The organism is Magnetovibrio sp. (genome assembly GCF_036568125.1).
In the GTDB taxonomy this organism is placed as follows: Bacteria; Pseudomonadota; Alphaproteobacteria; order Rhodospirillales; family Magnetovibrionaceae; genus Magnetovibrio.
Window position 1 is genome coordinate 1 of sequence record NZ_DATCTF010000007.1, and the last position, 13,797, is coordinate 13,797.

General features: G+C 57.3%; 26 protein-coding genes and 1 pseudogene. All 27 read left to right on the forward strand.

The annotated features are described in order from the left end of the window. Positions 1 to 140 (forward strand): annotated as a pseudogene (gene tuf / locus VIN96_RS03120) (elongation factor Tu); the annotation flags it as partial. 60 nt (positions 141 to 200) lie between these two features. Next, positions 201 to 509 (forward strand): 30S ribosomal protein S10, encoded by a 309-nt coding sequence (gene rpsJ / locus VIN96_RS03125; protein ID WP_331893975.1) that lies wholly within the window; start codon positions 201 to 203, stop codon positions 507 to 509. Between the two features lie 36 nt (positions 510 to 545). After that, complete coding sequence (gene rplC / locus VIN96_RS03130; protein ID WP_331893976.1) at positions 546 to 1,301, forward strand: 50S ribosomal protein L3; 756 nt, start codon at positions 546 to 548, stop codon at positions 1,299 to 1,301. Positions 1,302 to 1,306: 5 nt separating this feature from the next. Beyond that, on the forward strand, positions 1,307 to 1,927 hold the full coding sequence (gene rplD, locus VIN96_RS03135; protein WP_331893977.1) for a 50S ribosomal protein L4: 621 nt from the start codon (positions 1,307 to 1,309) through the stop codon (positions 1,925 to 1,927). Next, the gene (locus VIN96_RS03140; RefSeq protein WP_331893978.1) at positions 1,924 to 2,223 is read left to right on the forward strand and encodes a 50S ribosomal protein L23; all 300 of its coding nucleotides are present in this window, start codon (positions 1,924 to 1,926) and stop codon (positions 2,221 to 2,223) included. The genes rplD and VIN96_RS03140 overlap by 4 nt, the downstream gene beginning before the upstream one ends. A gap of 11 nt (positions 2,224 to 2,234) precedes the next feature. Further along, positions 2,235 to 3,062: a 50S ribosomal protein L2 gene (gene rplB, locus VIN96_RS03145; RefSeq protein WP_331893979.1), complete on the forward strand. Its 828-nt coding sequence runs from the start codon at positions 2,235 to 2,237 to the stop codon at positions 3,060 to 3,062. A 14-nt stretch (positions 3,063 to 3,076) separates the two neighbouring features. After that, positions 3,077 to 3,355 (forward strand): 30S ribosomal protein S19, encoded by a 279-nt coding sequence (gene rpsS, locus VIN96_RS03150; protein ID WP_331893980.1) that lies wholly within the window; start codon positions 3,077 to 3,079, stop codon positions 3,353 to 3,355. A gap of 2 nt (positions 3,356 to 3,357) precedes the next feature. Next, a complete protein-coding gene (gene rplV, locus VIN96_RS03155) occupies positions 3,358 to 3,738 on the forward strand; it encodes a 50S ribosomal protein L22 (RefSeq protein WP_331893981.1) in 381 nt (126 codons plus the stop codon). Continuing rightward, on the forward strand, positions 3,738 to 4,415 hold the full coding sequence (rpsC, locus tag VIN96_RS03160; RefSeq protein ID WP_331893982.1) for a 30S ribosomal protein S3: 678 nt from the start codon (positions 3,738 to 3,740) through the stop codon (positions 4,413 to 4,415). Before rplV ends, rpsC begins: the two co-directional genes overlap by 1 nt. A gap of 35 nt (positions 4,416 to 4,450) precedes the next feature. Beyond that, positions 4,451 to 4,870, forward strand: a complete 420-nt coding sequence (gene rplP, locus VIN96_RS03165; protein ID WP_331893983.1) for a 50S ribosomal protein L16 — start codon at positions 4,451 to 4,453, stop codon at positions 4,868 to 4,870. Between the two features lie 3 nt (positions 4,871 to 4,873). Then, entirely contained in the window at positions 4,874 to 5,074 is a 201-nt protein-coding gene (gene rpmC, locus VIN96_RS03170) for a 50S ribosomal protein L29 (RefSeq protein WP_331893984.1), read from the forward strand. 11 nt (positions 5,075 to 5,085) lie between these two features. Further along, a complete protein-coding gene (gene rpsQ, locus VIN96_RS03175) occupies positions 5,086 to 5,322 on the forward strand; it encodes a 30S ribosomal protein S17 (RefSeq protein WP_331893985.1) in 237 nt (78 codons plus the stop codon). Between the two features lie 49 nt (positions 5,323 to 5,371). Beyond that, positions 5,372 to 5,740, forward strand: a complete 369-nt coding sequence (gene rplN, locus VIN96_RS03180) for a 50S ribosomal protein L14 (protein WP_331893986.1) — start codon at positions 5,372 to 5,374, stop codon at positions 5,738 to 5,740. Further along, a complete protein-coding gene (gene rplX / locus VIN96_RS03185) occupies positions 5,737 to 6,051 on the forward strand; it encodes a 50S ribosomal protein L24 (RefSeq protein WP_331893987.1) in 315 nt (104 codons plus the stop codon). Before rplN ends, rplX begins: the two co-directional genes overlap by 4 nt. A gap of 15 nt (positions 6,052 to 6,066) precedes the next feature. Then, on the forward strand, positions 6,067 to 6,624 hold the full coding sequence (rplE, locus tag VIN96_RS03190; protein WP_331893988.1) for a 50S ribosomal protein L5: 558 nt from the start codon (positions 6,067 to 6,069) through the stop codon (positions 6,622 to 6,624). After that, entirely contained in the window at positions 6,624 to 6,929 is a 306-nt protein-coding gene (gene rpsN, locus VIN96_RS03195; protein WP_331893989.1) for a 30S ribosomal protein S14, read from the forward strand. Before rplE ends, rpsN begins: the two co-directional genes overlap by 1 nt. A gap of 14 nt (positions 6,930 to 6,943) precedes the next feature. Further along, the gene (gene rpsH / locus VIN96_RS03200; RefSeq protein WP_331893990.1) at positions 6,944 to 7,342 is read left to right on the forward strand and encodes a 30S ribosomal protein S8; all 399 of its coding nucleotides are present in this window, start codon (positions 6,944 to 6,946) and stop codon (positions 7,340 to 7,342) included. A gap of 15 nt (positions 7,343 to 7,357) precedes the next feature. After that, the gene (gene rplF, locus VIN96_RS03205) at positions 7,358 to 7,891 is read left to right on the forward strand and encodes a 50S ribosomal protein L6 (RefSeq protein WP_331893991.1); all 534 of its coding nucleotides are present in this window, start codon (positions 7,358 to 7,360) and stop codon (positions 7,889 to 7,891) included. 10 nt (positions 7,892 to 7,901) lie between these two features. After that, a complete protein-coding gene (gene rplR / locus VIN96_RS03210; protein WP_331893992.1) occupies positions 7,902 to 8,264 on the forward strand; it encodes a 50S ribosomal protein L18 in 363 nt (120 codons plus the stop codon). Positions 8,265 to 8,274: 10 nt separating this feature from the next. Continuing rightward, positions 8,275 to 8,856: a 30S ribosomal protein S5 gene (gene rpsE, locus VIN96_RS03215; RefSeq protein ID WP_414675589.1), complete on the forward strand. Its 582-nt coding sequence runs from the start codon at positions 8,275 to 8,277 to the stop codon at positions 8,854 to 8,856. A gap of 5 nt (positions 8,857 to 8,861) precedes the next feature. Further along, positions 8,862 to 9,056 (forward strand): 50S ribosomal protein L30, encoded by a 195-nt coding sequence (gene rpmD, locus VIN96_RS03220; protein ID WP_331893994.1) that lies wholly within the window; start codon positions 8,862 to 8,864, stop codon positions 9,054 to 9,056. Positions 9,057 to 9,084: 28 nt separating this feature from the next. Beyond that, positions 9,085 to 9,594 (forward strand): 50S ribosomal protein L15, encoded by a 510-nt coding sequence (rplO, locus tag VIN96_RS03225; protein ID WP_331893995.1) that lies wholly within the window; start codon positions 9,085 to 9,087, stop codon positions 9,592 to 9,594. Between the two features lie 40 nt (positions 9,595 to 9,634). Further along, positions 9,635 to 10,972, forward strand: coding sequence for a preprotein translocase subunit SecY (gene secY / locus VIN96_RS03230; RefSeq protein WP_331893996.1), 1,338 nt, complete (start codon positions 9,635 to 9,637; stop codon positions 10,970 to 10,972). Between the two features lies 1 nt (position 10,973). Further along, positions 10,974 to 11,618, forward strand: a complete 645-nt coding sequence (locus VIN96_RS03235) for an adenylate kinase (RefSeq protein ID WP_331893997.1) — start codon at positions 10,974 to 10,976, stop codon at positions 11,616 to 11,618. A gap of 114 nt (positions 11,619 to 11,732) precedes the next feature. Beyond that, positions 11,733 to 12,101, forward strand: a complete 369-nt coding sequence (gene rpsM, locus VIN96_RS03240) for a 30S ribosomal protein S13 (RefSeq protein WP_331893998.1) — start codon at positions 11,733 to 11,735, stop codon at positions 12,099 to 12,101. A gap of 11 nt (positions 12,102 to 12,112) precedes the next feature. Continuing rightward, on the forward strand, positions 12,113 to 12,505 hold the full coding sequence (gene rpsK, locus VIN96_RS03245; protein ID WP_331893999.1) for a 30S ribosomal protein S11: 393 nt from the start codon (positions 12,113 to 12,115) through the stop codon (positions 12,503 to 12,505). A gap of 124 nt (positions 12,506 to 12,629) precedes the next feature. Continuing rightward, the gene (locus tag VIN96_RS03250; RefSeq protein ID WP_331894000.1) at positions 12,630 to 13,649 is read left to right on the forward strand and encodes a DNA-directed RNA polymerase subunit alpha; all 1,020 of its coding nucleotides are present in this window, start codon (positions 12,630 to 12,632) and stop codon (positions 13,647 to 13,649) included. Positions 13,650 to 13,797 lie beyond the last annotated feature (148 nt).

Here is a 13,797-nt window from a genome sequence, read left to right on the forward strand (position 1 = left end):
AAATGGTGATGCCGGGCGACAACATCTCGATGGAAGTCGAGCTGATCGCACCGATCGCCATGGACGAAGGTCTGCGCTTCGCTATCCGTGAAGGCGGCCGCACCGTTGGTGCCGGCGTCGTCTCCAAGGTGATTGCTTAATTACGGATCAATCCCCGCCCGGTGAACGGGCGGGGACATCCAACTGGACAGGTTCGAAAAATGGAACACCAGAACATTCGCATCCGGCTCAAGGCCTTCGATCATCGCGTGCTGGATCAGTCCGCAGGCGAGATCGTGAACACCGCCAAGCGCACCGGCGCTGAAGTGCGTGGCCCGATTCCGCTGCCGACCCGGATCGAAAAATTCACCGTTCTGCGCGGCCCGCACATTGATAAAAAGTCGCGTGAGCAGTTTGAAATCCGTACCCACAAGCGGGTGCTGGACATCGTTGACCCCACCCCGCAGACCGTTGACGCGCTGATGAAGCTCGACCTCGCTGCTGGTGTGGACGTTGAAATTAAACTCTAACCGTAAGCCCCAGAGAAAAGGCTTAGGAAGGGACCAATGCGTACCGGATTAATTGCCCAAAAGGTTGGTATGTCCCGCGTCTTTAAAGACGATGGCACTCACGTTCCCGTGACCGTGCTGAAAGTGGACAATTGCCAAGTCGTGGCGCACAAGACCGAAGAAAAGGATGGCTACACGGCCCTCCAACTCGGTGTCGGCGCTGCCAAAGCCAAACGCCAGACGAAGGCCCAGCGTGGTCATTTCGCCAAAGCGAAGGTTGAACCGAAAAAGAAACTCGTCGAGTTTCGCGTTCCCGCGGATGCGATGGTTGAAGTTGGCGCCGAAATCGCCGCCAGCCACTTCATCGGCGGTCAGTTCGTCGACGTGACGGGCTCGTCCATCGGTAAAGGTTTTGCCGGTGCGATGAAGCGTCACAACTTCGGCGGCCTGCGCGCCTCGCACGGTGTGTCGATTTCGCACCGTTCGCACGGCTCCACCGGCCAATGTCAGGACCCCGGCAAGGTGTTCAAGGGCAAGAAAATGGCCGGCCACTTGGGTGCCGAACGCGTCACCACGTTGAACCTCGAAGTCGTCTCCACCGACGACGAACGCGGTCTGATCTTGGTCAAGGGCTCGGTGCCCGGTTCCAAGGGCGGCTGGGTTTTGGTTCGCGACGCTGTGAAGAAAAACATGCCCGAAGGTCTTCCGTTCCCCGCTCAAGTGAAGAGCGCCGGCAACGATGCGCCTGTCGCAGAGGAAGCTCCCGCCGAGGAAGCCGCCGCTGTTGAGGCGCCCGAGGCTGAGAAGGAATAACGATCATGAAACTCGATATGATTAGCCTCGAAAACAAGAAGGCCGGCAGCGTGGACCTCGATGAGTCGATTTTCGGCCTCGACGTTCGTTCCGACCTCCTGGCGCGTGTGGTCAATTGGCAGCTCGCCAAGCGCCGCGCCGGTACGCATGCAACCAAGGGCCGTTCCGACGTCTCTGGTGGTGGCAAGAAGCCCTTCAAGCAGAAGGGCACCGGTTCCGCACGTCAAGGTACTTCGCGTTCGCCGAAGCACCGTGGTGGTGGCATCGTCTTCGGTCCGCAGCCGCGCTCTTACGAGCACAAGCTGCCGAAGAAGGTTCGTAAATTGGCGCTGAAGACCGCGCTGTCCGCCAAACAGGCTGCTGGTAAGCTTGTCATCGTGGACAACGCCGAACTGAAAGCGCCGAAGACCGCCGATCTGAGCAAGAAGCTGGCGACCCTCGGTTGGGGTTCCGCTCTGGTCATCGACGGTGCTGAGGTCAACAAGAACTTTGCGCTCGCCGCTGGCAACATCATCGGTCTCGATGTGCTGCCGACCCAGGGCGCTAACGTCTACGACATCCTGCGTCACGACACGCTCGTGCTGACCCAGGACGCCGTGGCCAAGTTGCAGGAGCGTCTGAAATGAGCGTCAGCAAAGAACGGATGTTCGAAGTTGTCCGCCGTCCTCTCATCACCGAGAAGGCGACGCTGATGAGCGAACATAACCAAGTGGCGTTCGAAGTTTCGATGGACGCCTCCAAGCCGGAGATCCGCGCCGCGGTTGAAGAACTCTTCAAAGTCAAGGTGACGGGTGTCAACACCCTGATCCAGAAGGGTAAAGCAAAACGCTTCCGTGGACGCCTGGGCAAGCGCGACGATATGAAAAAAGCCATCGTTACGCTCGCTGACGGCGACTCCATTGATGTGACCACTGGCGTCTGAGGATTTAAGTCATGGCACTGAAACAATACAAACCGTCGACGCCGAGCCAGCGTAATCTGGTCACGGTCGATCGCTCCGAGCTTTACAAGGGCAAGCCCGAGAAGAGCTTGACCGAAGGTCTGCGCAAAAACGGCGGCCGCAACAACACCGGACGCATCACCGCGCGTCGTATCGGTGGCGGTCACAAGCGTCGTTATCGCGTTATCGACTTTAAGCGCAACAAGTTCGACGTTGTCGGCACGGTCGAGCGTTTGGAATACGATCCGAACCGCACCGCCTTCATCGCACTGGTTTCGTACGAAGACGGCGAAAAGGCGTACATCATTGCGCCCCAACGTCTCGCCGAAGGCGACAAGATCGTTTCCGGCAAGGGTGCGGACATTAAGCCGGGCAACGCCCTGCCGCTGGCCAACATCCCGGTCGGTACGATCATTCACAACGTCGAGATGAAGCCCGGCAAGGGTGCTCAGATCGCGCGCAGCGCCGGTACTTACGTCCAGTTGGTCGGTAAGGATCAGGGTTACGCTCAGTTGCGTTTGATGTCCGGCGAACTGCGTTTGGTTCGTGGTGAATGCCTGGCCGTTATCGGCGCGGTGTCGAACCCCGACCAAAAGAACATCAAGATCGGCAAAGCCGGTCGTAAGCGTTGGCTTGGCAAGCGTCCGAGCGTGCGTGGTGTTGCAATGAACCCGGTCGATCACCCTCATGGTGGTGGCGAAGGCCGCACTTCCGGTGGCCGTCATCCGGTCACCCCGTGGGGCAAGCCGACTAAGGGCAAGCGCACTCGTAAGAACAAAAAGACGGACGGCATGATCATGCGCCGCCGTCATGGCAAGTAAGTAGGAGAGGCACCGTGCCGCGTTCCGTTTGGAAAGGTCCGTTCGTCGACGGTTATCTGCTCAAGAAAGCAGAAGCCGCTCGTGAAGCCACCCGCAATCAGGTCGTCAAGACCTGGTCGCGTCGTTCCACCATTTTGCCGCAATTTGTCGGCCTCACCTTTGGTGTCTACAACGGCAAGAAGTTCGTGCCGGTTTTGGTCACCGAAGAAATGATCGGTCACAAATTCGGTGAGTTCTCGCCGACCCGCACCTATCTGGGTCATGCGGCGGACAAGAAGGGTAAGAGGGGCTAATCATGGGTAAGAAAAGCGCTGAGCGCCCTTTGAACGACAATGAAGCGATGGCTTTCGCGAAGATGATTCGCGTCAGCCCCCAGAAACTGAACCTGGTGTGTGGTTCGATCCGCGGCAAAAGCTGTGAATCGGCCCTCGGCCAGCTCACCTTCTCCAAGCGCCGCATCGCGGTCGACGTGAAGAAGCTTCTGGAATCGGCCATCGCCAATGCAGAAAACAACCACCAGCTCGACGTTGACCGTCTGTATGTCGCTGAAGCCACCGTTGGCCGCGCGATGGTCATGAAACGGTGGAAAGCGCGTGCACGTGGTCGTGTAGGCAAAATCCAAAAACCGTTCAGCAATCTTCGCTTGATTGTGCGTGAGCGCGAGGAGACCGCATAATGGGACATAAGATCAACCCGATCGGCTTCCGCCTTGGCATCAACCGTACGTGGGACTCCCGCTGGTATGCCGAAGACAACTATGCCGAAATGCTCCATGAGGACATCAAGATTCGCGAATTCCTGACTGAAAAGCTCAAGCAGGCCAGCGTTTCCAAGATCATCATCGAGCGTCCGGCTAAGAAAGCTCGCGTGACGATCTACTCCGCCCGTCCGGGTGTGGTGATCGGCAAGAAGGGCGCCGATATCGAAAAACTCCGCCAAGAGGTCGCCAAGATCACGAAAGCGGACGTCAGCCTCAACATCGTTGAAATCCGCAAGCCGGAAATCGACGCTCAGTTGGTCTCTGACAACATCGCGCAGCAGCTGGAACGTCGCGTTTCCACCCGCCGCGCCTTGAAACGCGCCGTTCAATCGGCTATGCGTCTGGGCGCCGAGGGTATCCGCATCAACTGTGCCGGCCGTTTGGGCGGCGCAGAAATCGCCCGCACCGTGTGGTATCGCGAAGGCCGCGTGCCTTTGCACACCCTGCGCGCCGAAGTGGATTACGCAACTTCTTCCGCTCACACCACTTATGGGGTTTGCGGAATCAAAGTTTGGATCTATAAGGGCGACATTCTTGCCCATGATCCGATGGCCACTGAAAAGAAAGCTCAAGCGCAGCAACCGCAGCGCTGAGCCAACATTAACGATTAAGGTAGGGAACCCAGCCCATGCTGAGCCCCAAACGTACTAAGTTCCGCAAAGCCCATAAGGGCCGCATCCATGGCAAAGCCAAGGGTGGATTTACGCTCAATTTCGGTAGCTACGGCCTCAAAGCCATGGCCCCGGATCGCGTGACCGCGCGTCAAATCGAAGCCGCGCGCCGCGCACTGACCCGTCACATGAAACGTGCCGGTCGCGTGTGGATCCGCATCTTCCCGGATGTGCCTGTTTCCCAGAAACCTGCCGAAGTTCGTCAGGGTAAGGGTAAGGGCTCGCCGGAATACTGGGCGTGCCGCGTCAAACCCGGCCGTATCCTGTTTGAAGTCGAAGGTGTTCCTCGTGACGTCGCCGAGCGCGCGTTCGAGCTGGCCGCTGCAAAGCTGCCGATCAGCACCAAGTTCGTGACCCGCTTCGGCGAGGAGGACTAATCCATGAAAGCAACCGACATCCGCACCAAGAGCGACGATGAGCTCAAAGCGCAGCTGCTGGACTTGCGTAAAGAGTCCTTCAACCTGCGTTTTCAGGCCGCCAGCGGGCAGATCGAAAACACCGCGCGTAAGAACTTGATCCGTAAGGACATCGCGCGTATCAAGACGATCCTCGGCGAGCGCACCAGCGCTGCCGCGTCGTAAGGAGAACGAGAATGCCTAAACGTGTTCTTCAGGGCGTCGTGGTGAGCGACAAGCAGGACAAAACCGTTACCGTCCTGGTCGAGCGCCGCGTTATGCACCCGATTTACAAAAAATACGTGCGCAAATCTAAAAAGTATGCCGCGCACGACGAAACCAACGTTGTGAAAGAAGGCGAAATCGTTCGCATCCGCGAATGCCGTCCGCTTTCAAAGCGTAAGTGTTGGGAAGTTGTCACTGAGTCTGCCTGAGCATACCGCTCATCAGCAGAGACCGTGACACAAAATAAAGGATAGACCCATGATTCAAGTCGAATCAAATCTGGAGGTTGCCGACAATTCGGGCGCTCGCCGGGTGCAATGCATCAAGGTGCTAGGCGGTTCGAAGCGTAAGTATGCTTCCGTTGGCGACGTGATCGTCGTTTCCGTTAAGGAAGCGATCCCGCGTGGCCGCGTCAAAAAGGGCGATGTGCACCGCGCTGTTGTGGTGCGCACGGCTAAGGACATTCAACGTCCCGATGGCCAGACCATTCGCTTTGACTCCAACGCCGCCGTACTTTTGAACAACGCAGGCGAGCCCATCGGCACCCGTATCTTCGGCCCGGTGACGCGCGAACTGCGTAGCAAGAAGTACATGAAGATCATTTCTTTGGCGCCCGAGGTGTTGTGATGGCGAGCAAAATCAAAAAAGGCGACAAGGTCGTCGTGCTCACCGGTCGTTCCAAAGGTAAAACCGGTGAAGTGCTGAGTGTCAGCCCCAGCGACAACCGTGCAATCGTGCAGGGCGTGAACGTTGTCAAACGTCACACCCGTCCCACCCAGATGTCCGAAGGCGGCATTGTTGAGAAAGAAGCGTCTATCGACCTTTCCAACATTGCGCATATCGATCCGAAGGACGGTAAGCCGACCCGCGTCGGTTTCAAGGACGTCGATGGCCGCAAGGTGCGTTATGCAAAGCGCTCCGGCGAAGCCCTGGACTAAGGAAGGGACGAAACAATGGCACGCTTGAAACAAGTGTACAACGAGCAGGTCGTTCCGAAGCTGAAGGAGGAGTTCAACTACTCGAACCCCATGCAAGTCCCGAAGCTGGAAAAGATCGTTCTCAACATGGGCGTTGGCGACGCATCCCAAGATAAGAAAAAAATCGATGGGCCCGTTTCCGACTTGACCTTGATCACCGGCCAAAAGCCCGTGACCACCAAAGCCAAAAAGTCGATCGCTGCGTTCAAGCTGCGCGACGGCATGGTCATCGGCACCAAGGTGACGTTGCGCAAAGAGCGGATGTATGAATTCTACGACCGCTTGGTAAACATCGCGCTGCCGCGCGTGCGTGACTTCCGTGGCGTGAAAGCCACGGGTTTCGACGGCAATGGCAACTTCGCCATGGGTCTGAAGGAACAGATCGTGTTCCCCGAAATCGACTACGACAAGGTCGACAAGGTGCGTGGTATGGACATCGTGATCTGCACCACCGCAAAGACCGATGAAGAAGCAAAAGCGCTGCTGCGCCACCTCAATATGCCGTTTGCCGGCGAGACTGGAGGCAACCAGTAATGGCTAAGAAAAGCTCTATCGAACGCAACCAGAAGCGCGAGCGCTTGGTGAAGAAATTCGCCGCAAAGCGCGCCCGTCTGAAAGCCATGACCAAGGACGAAAGCTTGTCCTTGGAAGAACGCTTCCAGGCACAGCTGAAGCTCGCCGAGCTTCCGCGCAACTCTGCTGAGAACCGTATTCGTCTGCGTTGTGGCCTGACCGGCCGTCCGCGCGGTAACTATCGTAAATTCAAGCTCTCGCGCATCGCACTGCGTGATCTGGCATCGACGGGTCAGATCCCCGGCGTTGTCAAATCGAGCTGGTAAGGGGAGACAGACACATGTCCATGTCAGATCCTTTGGGTGATATGCTGACCCGTATCCGCAACGGTCAGATGGCTAAGAAGTCGTCTGTTGTTGCGCCGGCGTCCAAGCTGCGCGCCAACGTTCTTGATGTTCTCAAGCGCGAAGGCTTTATCCGTCACTTCGAAGAGTACGAAAACCGTCCCGGTATTCGTGAGCTTAAGATCGAACTCAAATACCACGAAGGCGAACCCGCCATTCAGGAAATCGCTCGCGTTTCCAAGCCGGGCCGCCGCGTGTATTCGAAAATCAAAGACCTCAACAAGGTCTATAACGGTCTTGGTATTTCCATCATCTCCACCCCCCGTGGCGTCATGTCCGACGCCGAGGCCCGTCAGGCCAACGTGGGCGGTGAAGTTCTTTGCCAAGTCTTCTAAGGGGGGATACAGAACATGTCTCGTATCGGTAAACACCCCGTCCAGATTCCCGATGGCGTTAGCGTCGCGATGTCTGGTTTGACCGTGACCGCCAAAGGTAAGCTCGGTGAACTGAGCGCGAATTTGACCGACGACGTCGTTATCACGTTGAGCGATAGCGAAGTGAAGGTCGAACCGCGTGAAGGTGCACCGCGCGCACGCCAGATGTGGGGATTGTCGCGCAGCGTCATCAACAATCTGGTCGAAGGCGTGTCTCAGGGCTTCACCAAGAAGCTTCTCATCACCGGCGTCGGTTATCGCGCCGCGATGAAGGGCAACGATCTCGTGCTGCAGCTCGGCTTCAGCCACGAAGTTGTCTATTCGCTTCCGGAAGGCATCTCCATCAACTGCCCCGATCAGACGACCATCGAAATTTCCGGTGCCGACAAACAGAAAGTCGGCCAGGTGGCATCTGAAATTCGCGGATATCGTCCCCCCGAGCCTTACAAAGGCAAGGGCGTTAGGTATGCGGACGAGTTCATCCTGCGTAAGGAAGGCAAGAAGAAGTAAGGTTTGACCCATGGCTAACGCGAAACAACTCTTTGAGCGCCGCAAGCAACGTGCTCGCGCTCAAATCGCCAAGAAAGCCGCAGGGCGTCCGCGTCTTTCGGTTTTCCGCTCCGGTAAATACATCTACGCCCAGATCATCGATGATCTGAACGGCCACACTGTGGCTGCGGCGTCGAGCCTCGAGAAGGACCTCAAGTCCAAGCTCAAATCCGGCTCCGACAGCGCAGCTGCGGTCGAGGTGGGCAAGCTCGTCGCTGAGCGCGCCGTCAAAGCCGGTATCAAGGACGTGGTCTTCGACCGCGGTGGTTACAGGTATCATGGTCGAGTGAAAGCTCTGGCCGACGCAGCCCGCGAAGCCGGTCTGGCGTTCTAAGGAGAGTATGATGAATCAGCCCGCTCAAAAGCGTGATCGTCAGCGTGGTGGCCGCGACCGCCGCGAACGCGAAGAGGTAGCATCCGATCTGATCGACCGTCTGGTTGGCATTAATCGTGTCTCCAAGGTCGTCAAAGGTGGCCGTAACTTCTCGTTCGCAGCTCTGGTTGTGGTCGGTGACGGCAAAGGCCGCGTCGGTTTCGGTACCGGTAAAGCCCGCGAAGTCCCGGAAGCCATCCGCAAGGCGACCGACACCGCGAAAAAGAACATGGTTCGCATTGCGCTCCGCGAAGGCCGCACTCTGCACCACGACGTGAAAGGCCACTATGGCGCCGGTCACGTGGTTCTGCGCAGTGCGCCTGCAGGTACCGGCGTGATCGCCGGTGGCCCGATGCGCGCCGTTTTCGAAACCATGGGCGTTCAGGATGTCGTTTGTAAATCGACCGGCAGCCAGAACCCGCACAACATGATCAAGGCGACCTTCGCCGCGTTGAACAACTGCGCATCTCCGCGTAGCGTCGCTGCGCGCCGTGGTCTCAAGGTGAGCGATATCATCGCACGCCGTGGCGACACCGCCGAAGGTAAGGAGTAACTTAGATGGCCGCGACGAAAAAAACCGTCAAAGTGACCCAGACCGGCAGCCCCATCGGCCGCCCGAAGGATCAGCGCGCGACCCTCAAGGGGCTCGGCTTGAACAAAATGAACCGCACTCGTGAACTGGAAGATACACCGGCCGTCCGCGGCATGATCAACAAGGTGCATCACCTGGTACGGGTCGAGGAAGCCGGCTAACGCCGCTTTTCAGATAGGGATAAAGATTATGAACCTCAATCAGATCAGCGACAACGCGGGCGCGACCAAAAACCGCAAGCGCATTGGCCGTGGTATCGGCTCCGGCACCGGCAAAACCGGCGGCCGCGGCGTGAAGGGCCAGAAGTCTCGCTCTGGCGTTTCGCTGCTGGGCTTCGAAGGCGGTCAGATGCCCCTGTATCGGCGCTTGCCGAAACGTGGCTTCACCAACATCTTTGCCAAGACCTTTGCCGTGTTCAACATCGGCGACCTGCAAAAGGCCGTCGACAACAAAAAGTTGGACACCAAGAAGGTCGTCAACGAAGCGGCTCTGCGTGAAGCGGGCATGCTGAAAGGCAATTACGACGGCGTGCGCATCCTGGCGCGCGGCGAAATCTCCGCCAAACTCAACATCGAAGCTGCCGGCGCCTCCAAAGCCGCCGTTGCCGCCGTTGAAAAGGCCGGTGGTTCGCTTTCCATCGTCGTAGCAACGCCTGCACCGATTGGCAAAGCCGCCGCCAAAGCTAAAGCCGACGCATAATCGGTTTAAATAAACAGTGTAGCCCCGGAGACACTCGAACATGGCTTCTGCTGCCGAACAAATGGCTCGCAACATGAATTTCAGTGCTTTTCAAAAAAGCACGGATCTTCAAAAGCGTATCTGGTTCACCCTGGGTGCGTTGATCGTGTACCGGCTGGGGACATATATCCCCTTGCCGGGCATCGATCCGGTTGCGTTGGAAGACATCTTCCGCCAGAACGCAGGCGGCCTGTTGGGCATGTTCGATATGTTTACCGGTGGTGCGCTGTCGCGCATGACCATTTTTGCGCTGAACATTATGCCGTACATCTCTGCTTCGATCATCATGCAGCTGATGACGGCGATCTCCCCCTCGCTGGAACAGTTGAAGAAAGAAGGCGAGAGTGGGCGTAAGAAGATCAACCAATACACCCGTTACCTGACCGTGCTGATCACGATCATGCAGGCCTACGGCATCTCCGTCGGCTTGGAAAGCATGTCCAGCGGCGCGGCGGTGATGGAAGAGGGTTGGTTCTTCCGCTTCACCACGGTGGTGACGCTGACCGGCGGCACCATGTTCTTGATGTGGTTGGGCGAACAGATTACCCAACGCGGCGTCGGCAACGGCATCTCGTTGATCATTTTCGCAGGTATTGTCGCTAACCTCCCCAGCGCCATTGCCGGTACGTTGGAACTGGGCCGCACCGGCGCCCTTTCGACGATTTTCATCCTTGGCTTGATGATTATGGCCGTCGGCGTGATCTTCCTGATCGTTTTCATGGAGCGCGCGCAACGTCGGATCATCGTGCAATACCCCAAACGTCAGCAGGGCAACCGCATGACCGGCGGGGAAAGCAGCCATCTGCCGTTGAAATTGAACACCGCAGGCGTGATTCCGCCGATCTTCGCGGGTTCTATTCTCGGTCTTCCGGTTACCATTTTGGGCTTCAGCGCTGCAGGTGCTGGGCCGGAGTGGGTGACCACGTTGACGGCCCTGATGGGCCGCGGCCAGCCGGCGTATTTGATCATCTATGTGGCATTGATCGTGTTTTTCGCGTTCTTCTACACAGCCGTGGTCTTCAATCCGCATGACACAGCCGAGAACCTGAAAAAGTACGGCGGCTTCGTGCCCGGCATTCGTCCCGGCAAGAATACCGCGGAATACTTGGACAAAGTGCTGACGCGTCTGACCGTCCTTGGGGCGGCCTATCTGGCGGCGATTTGCTTGTTGCCGGAAATCCTGATGTCGCAGTACGCCGTCCCGTTTTATTTTGGTGGCACGTCGCTGCTGATCGTCGTGACCGTGACGTTGGATACGGTCGCTCAGGTGCAGTCCCACATGATGGCACATCAGTACGAGGGACTGATCAAGAAAGCAAAACTTCGGGGGAGGAGTTAGCATGAATTTGATTTTATTGGGCCCGCCGGGTGCGGGTAAGGGAACCCAGTCCAAGCGTTTGGAAGACAAGTTTGGCATCACGCAGTTGTCCACCGGTGACATGCTGCGCGCCGAAGTCGCTTCCGGCAGCGATCTGGGTAAGCAGGCGAAGGACATCATGCAGGCTGGCGGCCTCGTCTCCGACGAGATCATCATCGGTATGATTTCCAATCGCGTCGACCACGATGATTGCAAAAACGGATTCATCCTCGACGGCTTCCCGCGCACCGTGCCCCAGGCCGAGGCCCTGGACAAGATGTTGGCTGAGAAATCCCTGAAACTGGATCACGTGATCGAGTTGACGGTTGACGACGAAGCCATGGTGGAACGAATTTGCGGCCGCTATACGTGCTCCAAATGCGGTGCCGGATATCACGATTCGTTCCAGAAACCTGCCACGGAAGGCGTTTGCGACAAGTGCGGTTCTACTGATTTCACCCGCCGCGCTGACGACAATGCCGAAACCGTGCGCAACAGGCTTAATGCCTATCATGAACAAACCGCACCGATCGCCACATACTACGGCGAACGCGGTATTTTGAAACAAGTTGACGGGATGGCGGCGATCGACGACGTCACCTCAACTTTAGAGAACCTGATCGGTTAATAAGGTTAGTGTTCACAAATGTTGACAGATAGGCGCGATTTCTTATAATCGCGCCTCTTCACCTCATTTGAGAACACGAATCCTTTGAAATCCAAAGGTTAAGGAGTATCGGCTTTGGCTCGAATCGCTGGCGTTAACATTCCGACCGCTAAAAGGGTCGTGATTGCGCTTACCTACATCCATGGCATTGGCAACACCAAGGCCCAGCAAATCTGCGCAAAGGTCGGTATTCCGGCCGAGCGTCGCGTCAACGAACTCACGGATGACGAAGTTATCCAGATTCGTGAAACCATCGACAACGACTACAAGGTCGAAGGCGATCTGCGTCGTGAAGTCGCGATGAACATCAAACGTCTGATGGATCTGGGCTGCTATCGCGGTCTGCGCCATCGTCGTGGTCTTCCGGTCCGCGGTCAGCGCACCAGCACCAATGCACGTACGCGCAAGGGCCCCGCTAAGCCCATTGCCGGCAAAAAGAAATAAGAGGCTGAGTTATGGCTAAAGCAGCAACCGCGCGTCCCCGTCGCCGCGAACGCAAGAACATTGCTTCCGGCGTCGCGCACGTGAACTCGACGTTCAACAACACCATGATCACCATTACTGACGCCCAGGGCAACACCATTTCCTGGTCTTCCGCGGGTGCTCAGGGTTTCAAAGGGTCGCGCAAGTCGACCCCGTACGCCGCGCAGATGGCGGCCGAAGATGCCGGTAAAAAGGCTCAGGACCACGGCATGCAGACCCTTGAGGTCGAAGTCAAAGGTCCGGGTTCCGGTCGTGAGTCCGCTCTGCGTGCACTGCAGACCGTTGGGTTCACCATCACGTCCATCCGCGACGTGACGCCGATCCCGCACAATGGGTGCCGCCCGCGTAAACGCCGTCGCGTTTAATCGGGCAGGTCCGGTATCGGACCGATTTATTACCGGTCCCGAGTTCCACTCGGGACCGTGACATTGGGTTAGGGCTCATCCGGGCCCATTAATGCATTAACGTGCCAGGCGCGAGGTCACAGCCGTGATTCAAAAAAATTGGCAGGAATTGATCAAACCGACGAAGCTTGACGTGGTTCCGGGGCATGATGCCTCGCGCGCCGCTGTCATTATCGCCGAACCGCTGGAACGCGGCTTCGGCTTGACATTGGGCAATGCGCTTCGCCGTATTTTGCTTTCGTCTCTTCGTGGCGGCGCCGTTACGGCGATCCACGTTGACGGCGTTCTGCATGAGTTTTCGTCCATTCCGGGCGTACGCGAAGACGTCACCGACATCATTTTGAACATCAAATCCTTGGGGCTGCGCGTGCATTCCGAAGGTAAGCGCAAAATGACGCTGTCGGTGGAAAAGCCGGGCGAAATTACCGCCGGGATGATCGAAACCGGTTCTGAAATCGAAGTCATGGACCCCGATCTGGTTCTCTTCCACTTGGACGAGGGCAAGAAGGTCAACATGGAGTTCACGGTCGAAACCGGAAAAGGCTATGTCGCCGCTTCCGAAAATCGTCCCGAAGATCCGCCCATCGGTTTGATTCCCATCGATGCGGTGTTCTCGCCGGTTCGCCGTGTCAGCTACAAGATCGAAAACACCCGCGTCGGTCAGCAGACCGACTTGGACAAGCTGGCGCTTGAGGTTCACACCAACGGTTCCGTTACGCCGGAAGACGCCGTGGCCTTGGCCGCGCGCATCCTGCAAGACCAGCTGCGTTTGTTCGTCAACTTCGAAGAGCCGGAAGTGGCCAGCGCCGAAGAAGACATTCGCGACGAGCTGCCGTTCAACAAGAACCTGCTGCGCAAAGTCGACGAATTGGAGCTGTCGGTCCGTTCGGCCAACTGCCTCAAGAACGACAACATCATCTACATAGGCGATCTGGTTCAAAAGACCGAAGCCGACATGCTGCGCACCCCCAACTTCGGCCGCAAATCCTTGAACGAAATCAAGGAAGTGTTGGCGCAGATGGGTCTGCACCTGGGCATGGACATCCCCAACTGGCCGCCTGAGAACATCGAAGACCTGGCCAAGAAGTTGGAAGAGCCTTACTAAGCGTTCTTTGAACGTTCGGACCACAGTGGTCCACACCTGTCGTACCCGCCCCCTGAGGTCCATTTCGGATTTCAGAGGCGAGGCGGCGGGATTTGCAATCGGTCACACCTTTGACACCAAACGGGTGGGGCCAAGACTTTAGGAGAAC

What these genes read in the sequence shown, in the direction of transcription:
- rpsJ (WP_331893975.1), top strand. Translation starts at nt 201, where the DNA reads ATGGAACACCAGAACATTCGCATCCGGCTCAAGGCCTTCGATCATCGC.
- rplC (WP_331893976.1), top strand. Translation starts at nt 546, where the DNA reads ATGCGTACCGGATTAATTGCCCAAAAGGTTGGTATGTCCCGCGTCTTT.
- rplD (WP_331893977.1), top strand. Translation starts at nt 1,307, where the DNA reads ATGAAACTCGATATGATTAGCCTCGAAAACAAGAAGGCCGGCAGCGTG.
- VIN96_RS03140 (WP_331893978.1), top strand. Translation starts at nt 1,924, where the DNA reads ATGAGCGTCAGCAAAGAACGGATGTTCGAAGTTGTCCGCCGTCCTCTC.
- rplB (WP_331893979.1), top strand. Translation starts at nt 2,235, where the DNA reads ATGGCACTGAAACAATACAAACCGTCGACGCCGAGCCAGCGTAATCTG.
- rplV (WP_331893981.1), top strand. Translation starts at nt 3,358, where the DNA reads ATGGGTAAGAAAAGCGCTGAGCGCCCTTTGAACGACAATGAAGCGATG.
- rpsC (WP_331893982.1), top strand. Translation starts at nt 3,738, where the DNA reads ATGGGACATAAGATCAACCCGATCGGCTTCCGCCTTGGCATCAACCGT.
- rplP (WP_331893983.1), top strand. Translation starts at nt 4,451, where the DNA reads ATGCTGAGCCCCAAACGTACTAAGTTCCGCAAAGCCCATAAGGGCCGC.
- rpmC (WP_331893984.1), top strand. Translation starts at nt 4,874, where the DNA reads ATGAAAGCAACCGACATCCGCACCAAGAGCGACGATGAGCTCAAAGCG.
- rpsQ (WP_331893985.1), top strand. Translation starts at nt 5,086, where the DNA reads ATGCCTAAACGTGTTCTTCAGGGCGTCGTGGTGAGCGACAAGCAGGAC.
- rplN (WP_331893986.1), top strand. Translation starts at nt 5,372, where the DNA reads ATGATTCAAGTCGAATCAAATCTGGAGGTTGCCGACAATTCGGGCGCT.
- rplE (WP_331893988.1), top strand. Translation starts at nt 6,067, where the DNA reads ATGGCACGCTTGAAACAAGTGTACAACGAGCAGGTCGTTCCGAAGCTG.
- rpsN (WP_331893989.1), top strand. Translation starts at nt 6,624, where the DNA reads ATGGCTAAGAAAAGCTCTATCGAACGCAACCAGAAGCGCGAGCGCTTG.
- rpsH (WP_331893990.1), top strand. Translation starts at nt 6,944, where the DNA reads ATGTCCATGTCAGATCCTTTGGGTGATATGCTGACCCGTATCCGCAAC.
- rplF (WP_331893991.1), top strand. Translation starts at nt 7,358, where the DNA reads ATGTCTCGTATCGGTAAACACCCCGTCCAGATTCCCGATGGCGTTAGC.
- rplR (WP_331893992.1), top strand. Translation starts at nt 7,902, where the DNA reads ATGGCTAACGCGAAACAACTCTTTGAGCGCCGCAAGCAACGTGCTCGC.
- rpsE (WP_414675589.1), top strand. Translation starts at nt 8,275, where the DNA reads ATGAATCAGCCCGCTCAAAAGCGTGATCGTCAGCGTGGTGGCCGCGAC.
- rpmD (WP_331893994.1), top strand. Translation starts at nt 8,862, where the DNA reads ATGGCCGCGACGAAAAAAACCGTCAAAGTGACCCAGACCGGCAGCCCC.
- rplO (WP_331893995.1), top strand. Translation starts at nt 9,085, where the DNA reads ATGAACCTCAATCAGATCAGCGACAACGCGGGCGCGACCAAAAACCGC.
- secY (WP_331893996.1), top strand. Translation starts at nt 9,635, where the DNA reads ATGGCTTCTGCTGCCGAACAAATGGCTCGCAACATGAATTTCAGTGCT.
- VIN96_RS03235 (WP_331893997.1), top strand. Translation starts at nt 10,974, where the DNA reads ATGAATTTGATTTTATTGGGCCCGCCGGGTGCGGGTAAGGGAACCCAG.
- rpsK (WP_331893999.1), top strand. Translation starts at nt 12,113, where the DNA reads ATGGCTAAAGCAGCAACCGCGCGTCCCCGTCGCCGCGAACGCAAGAAC.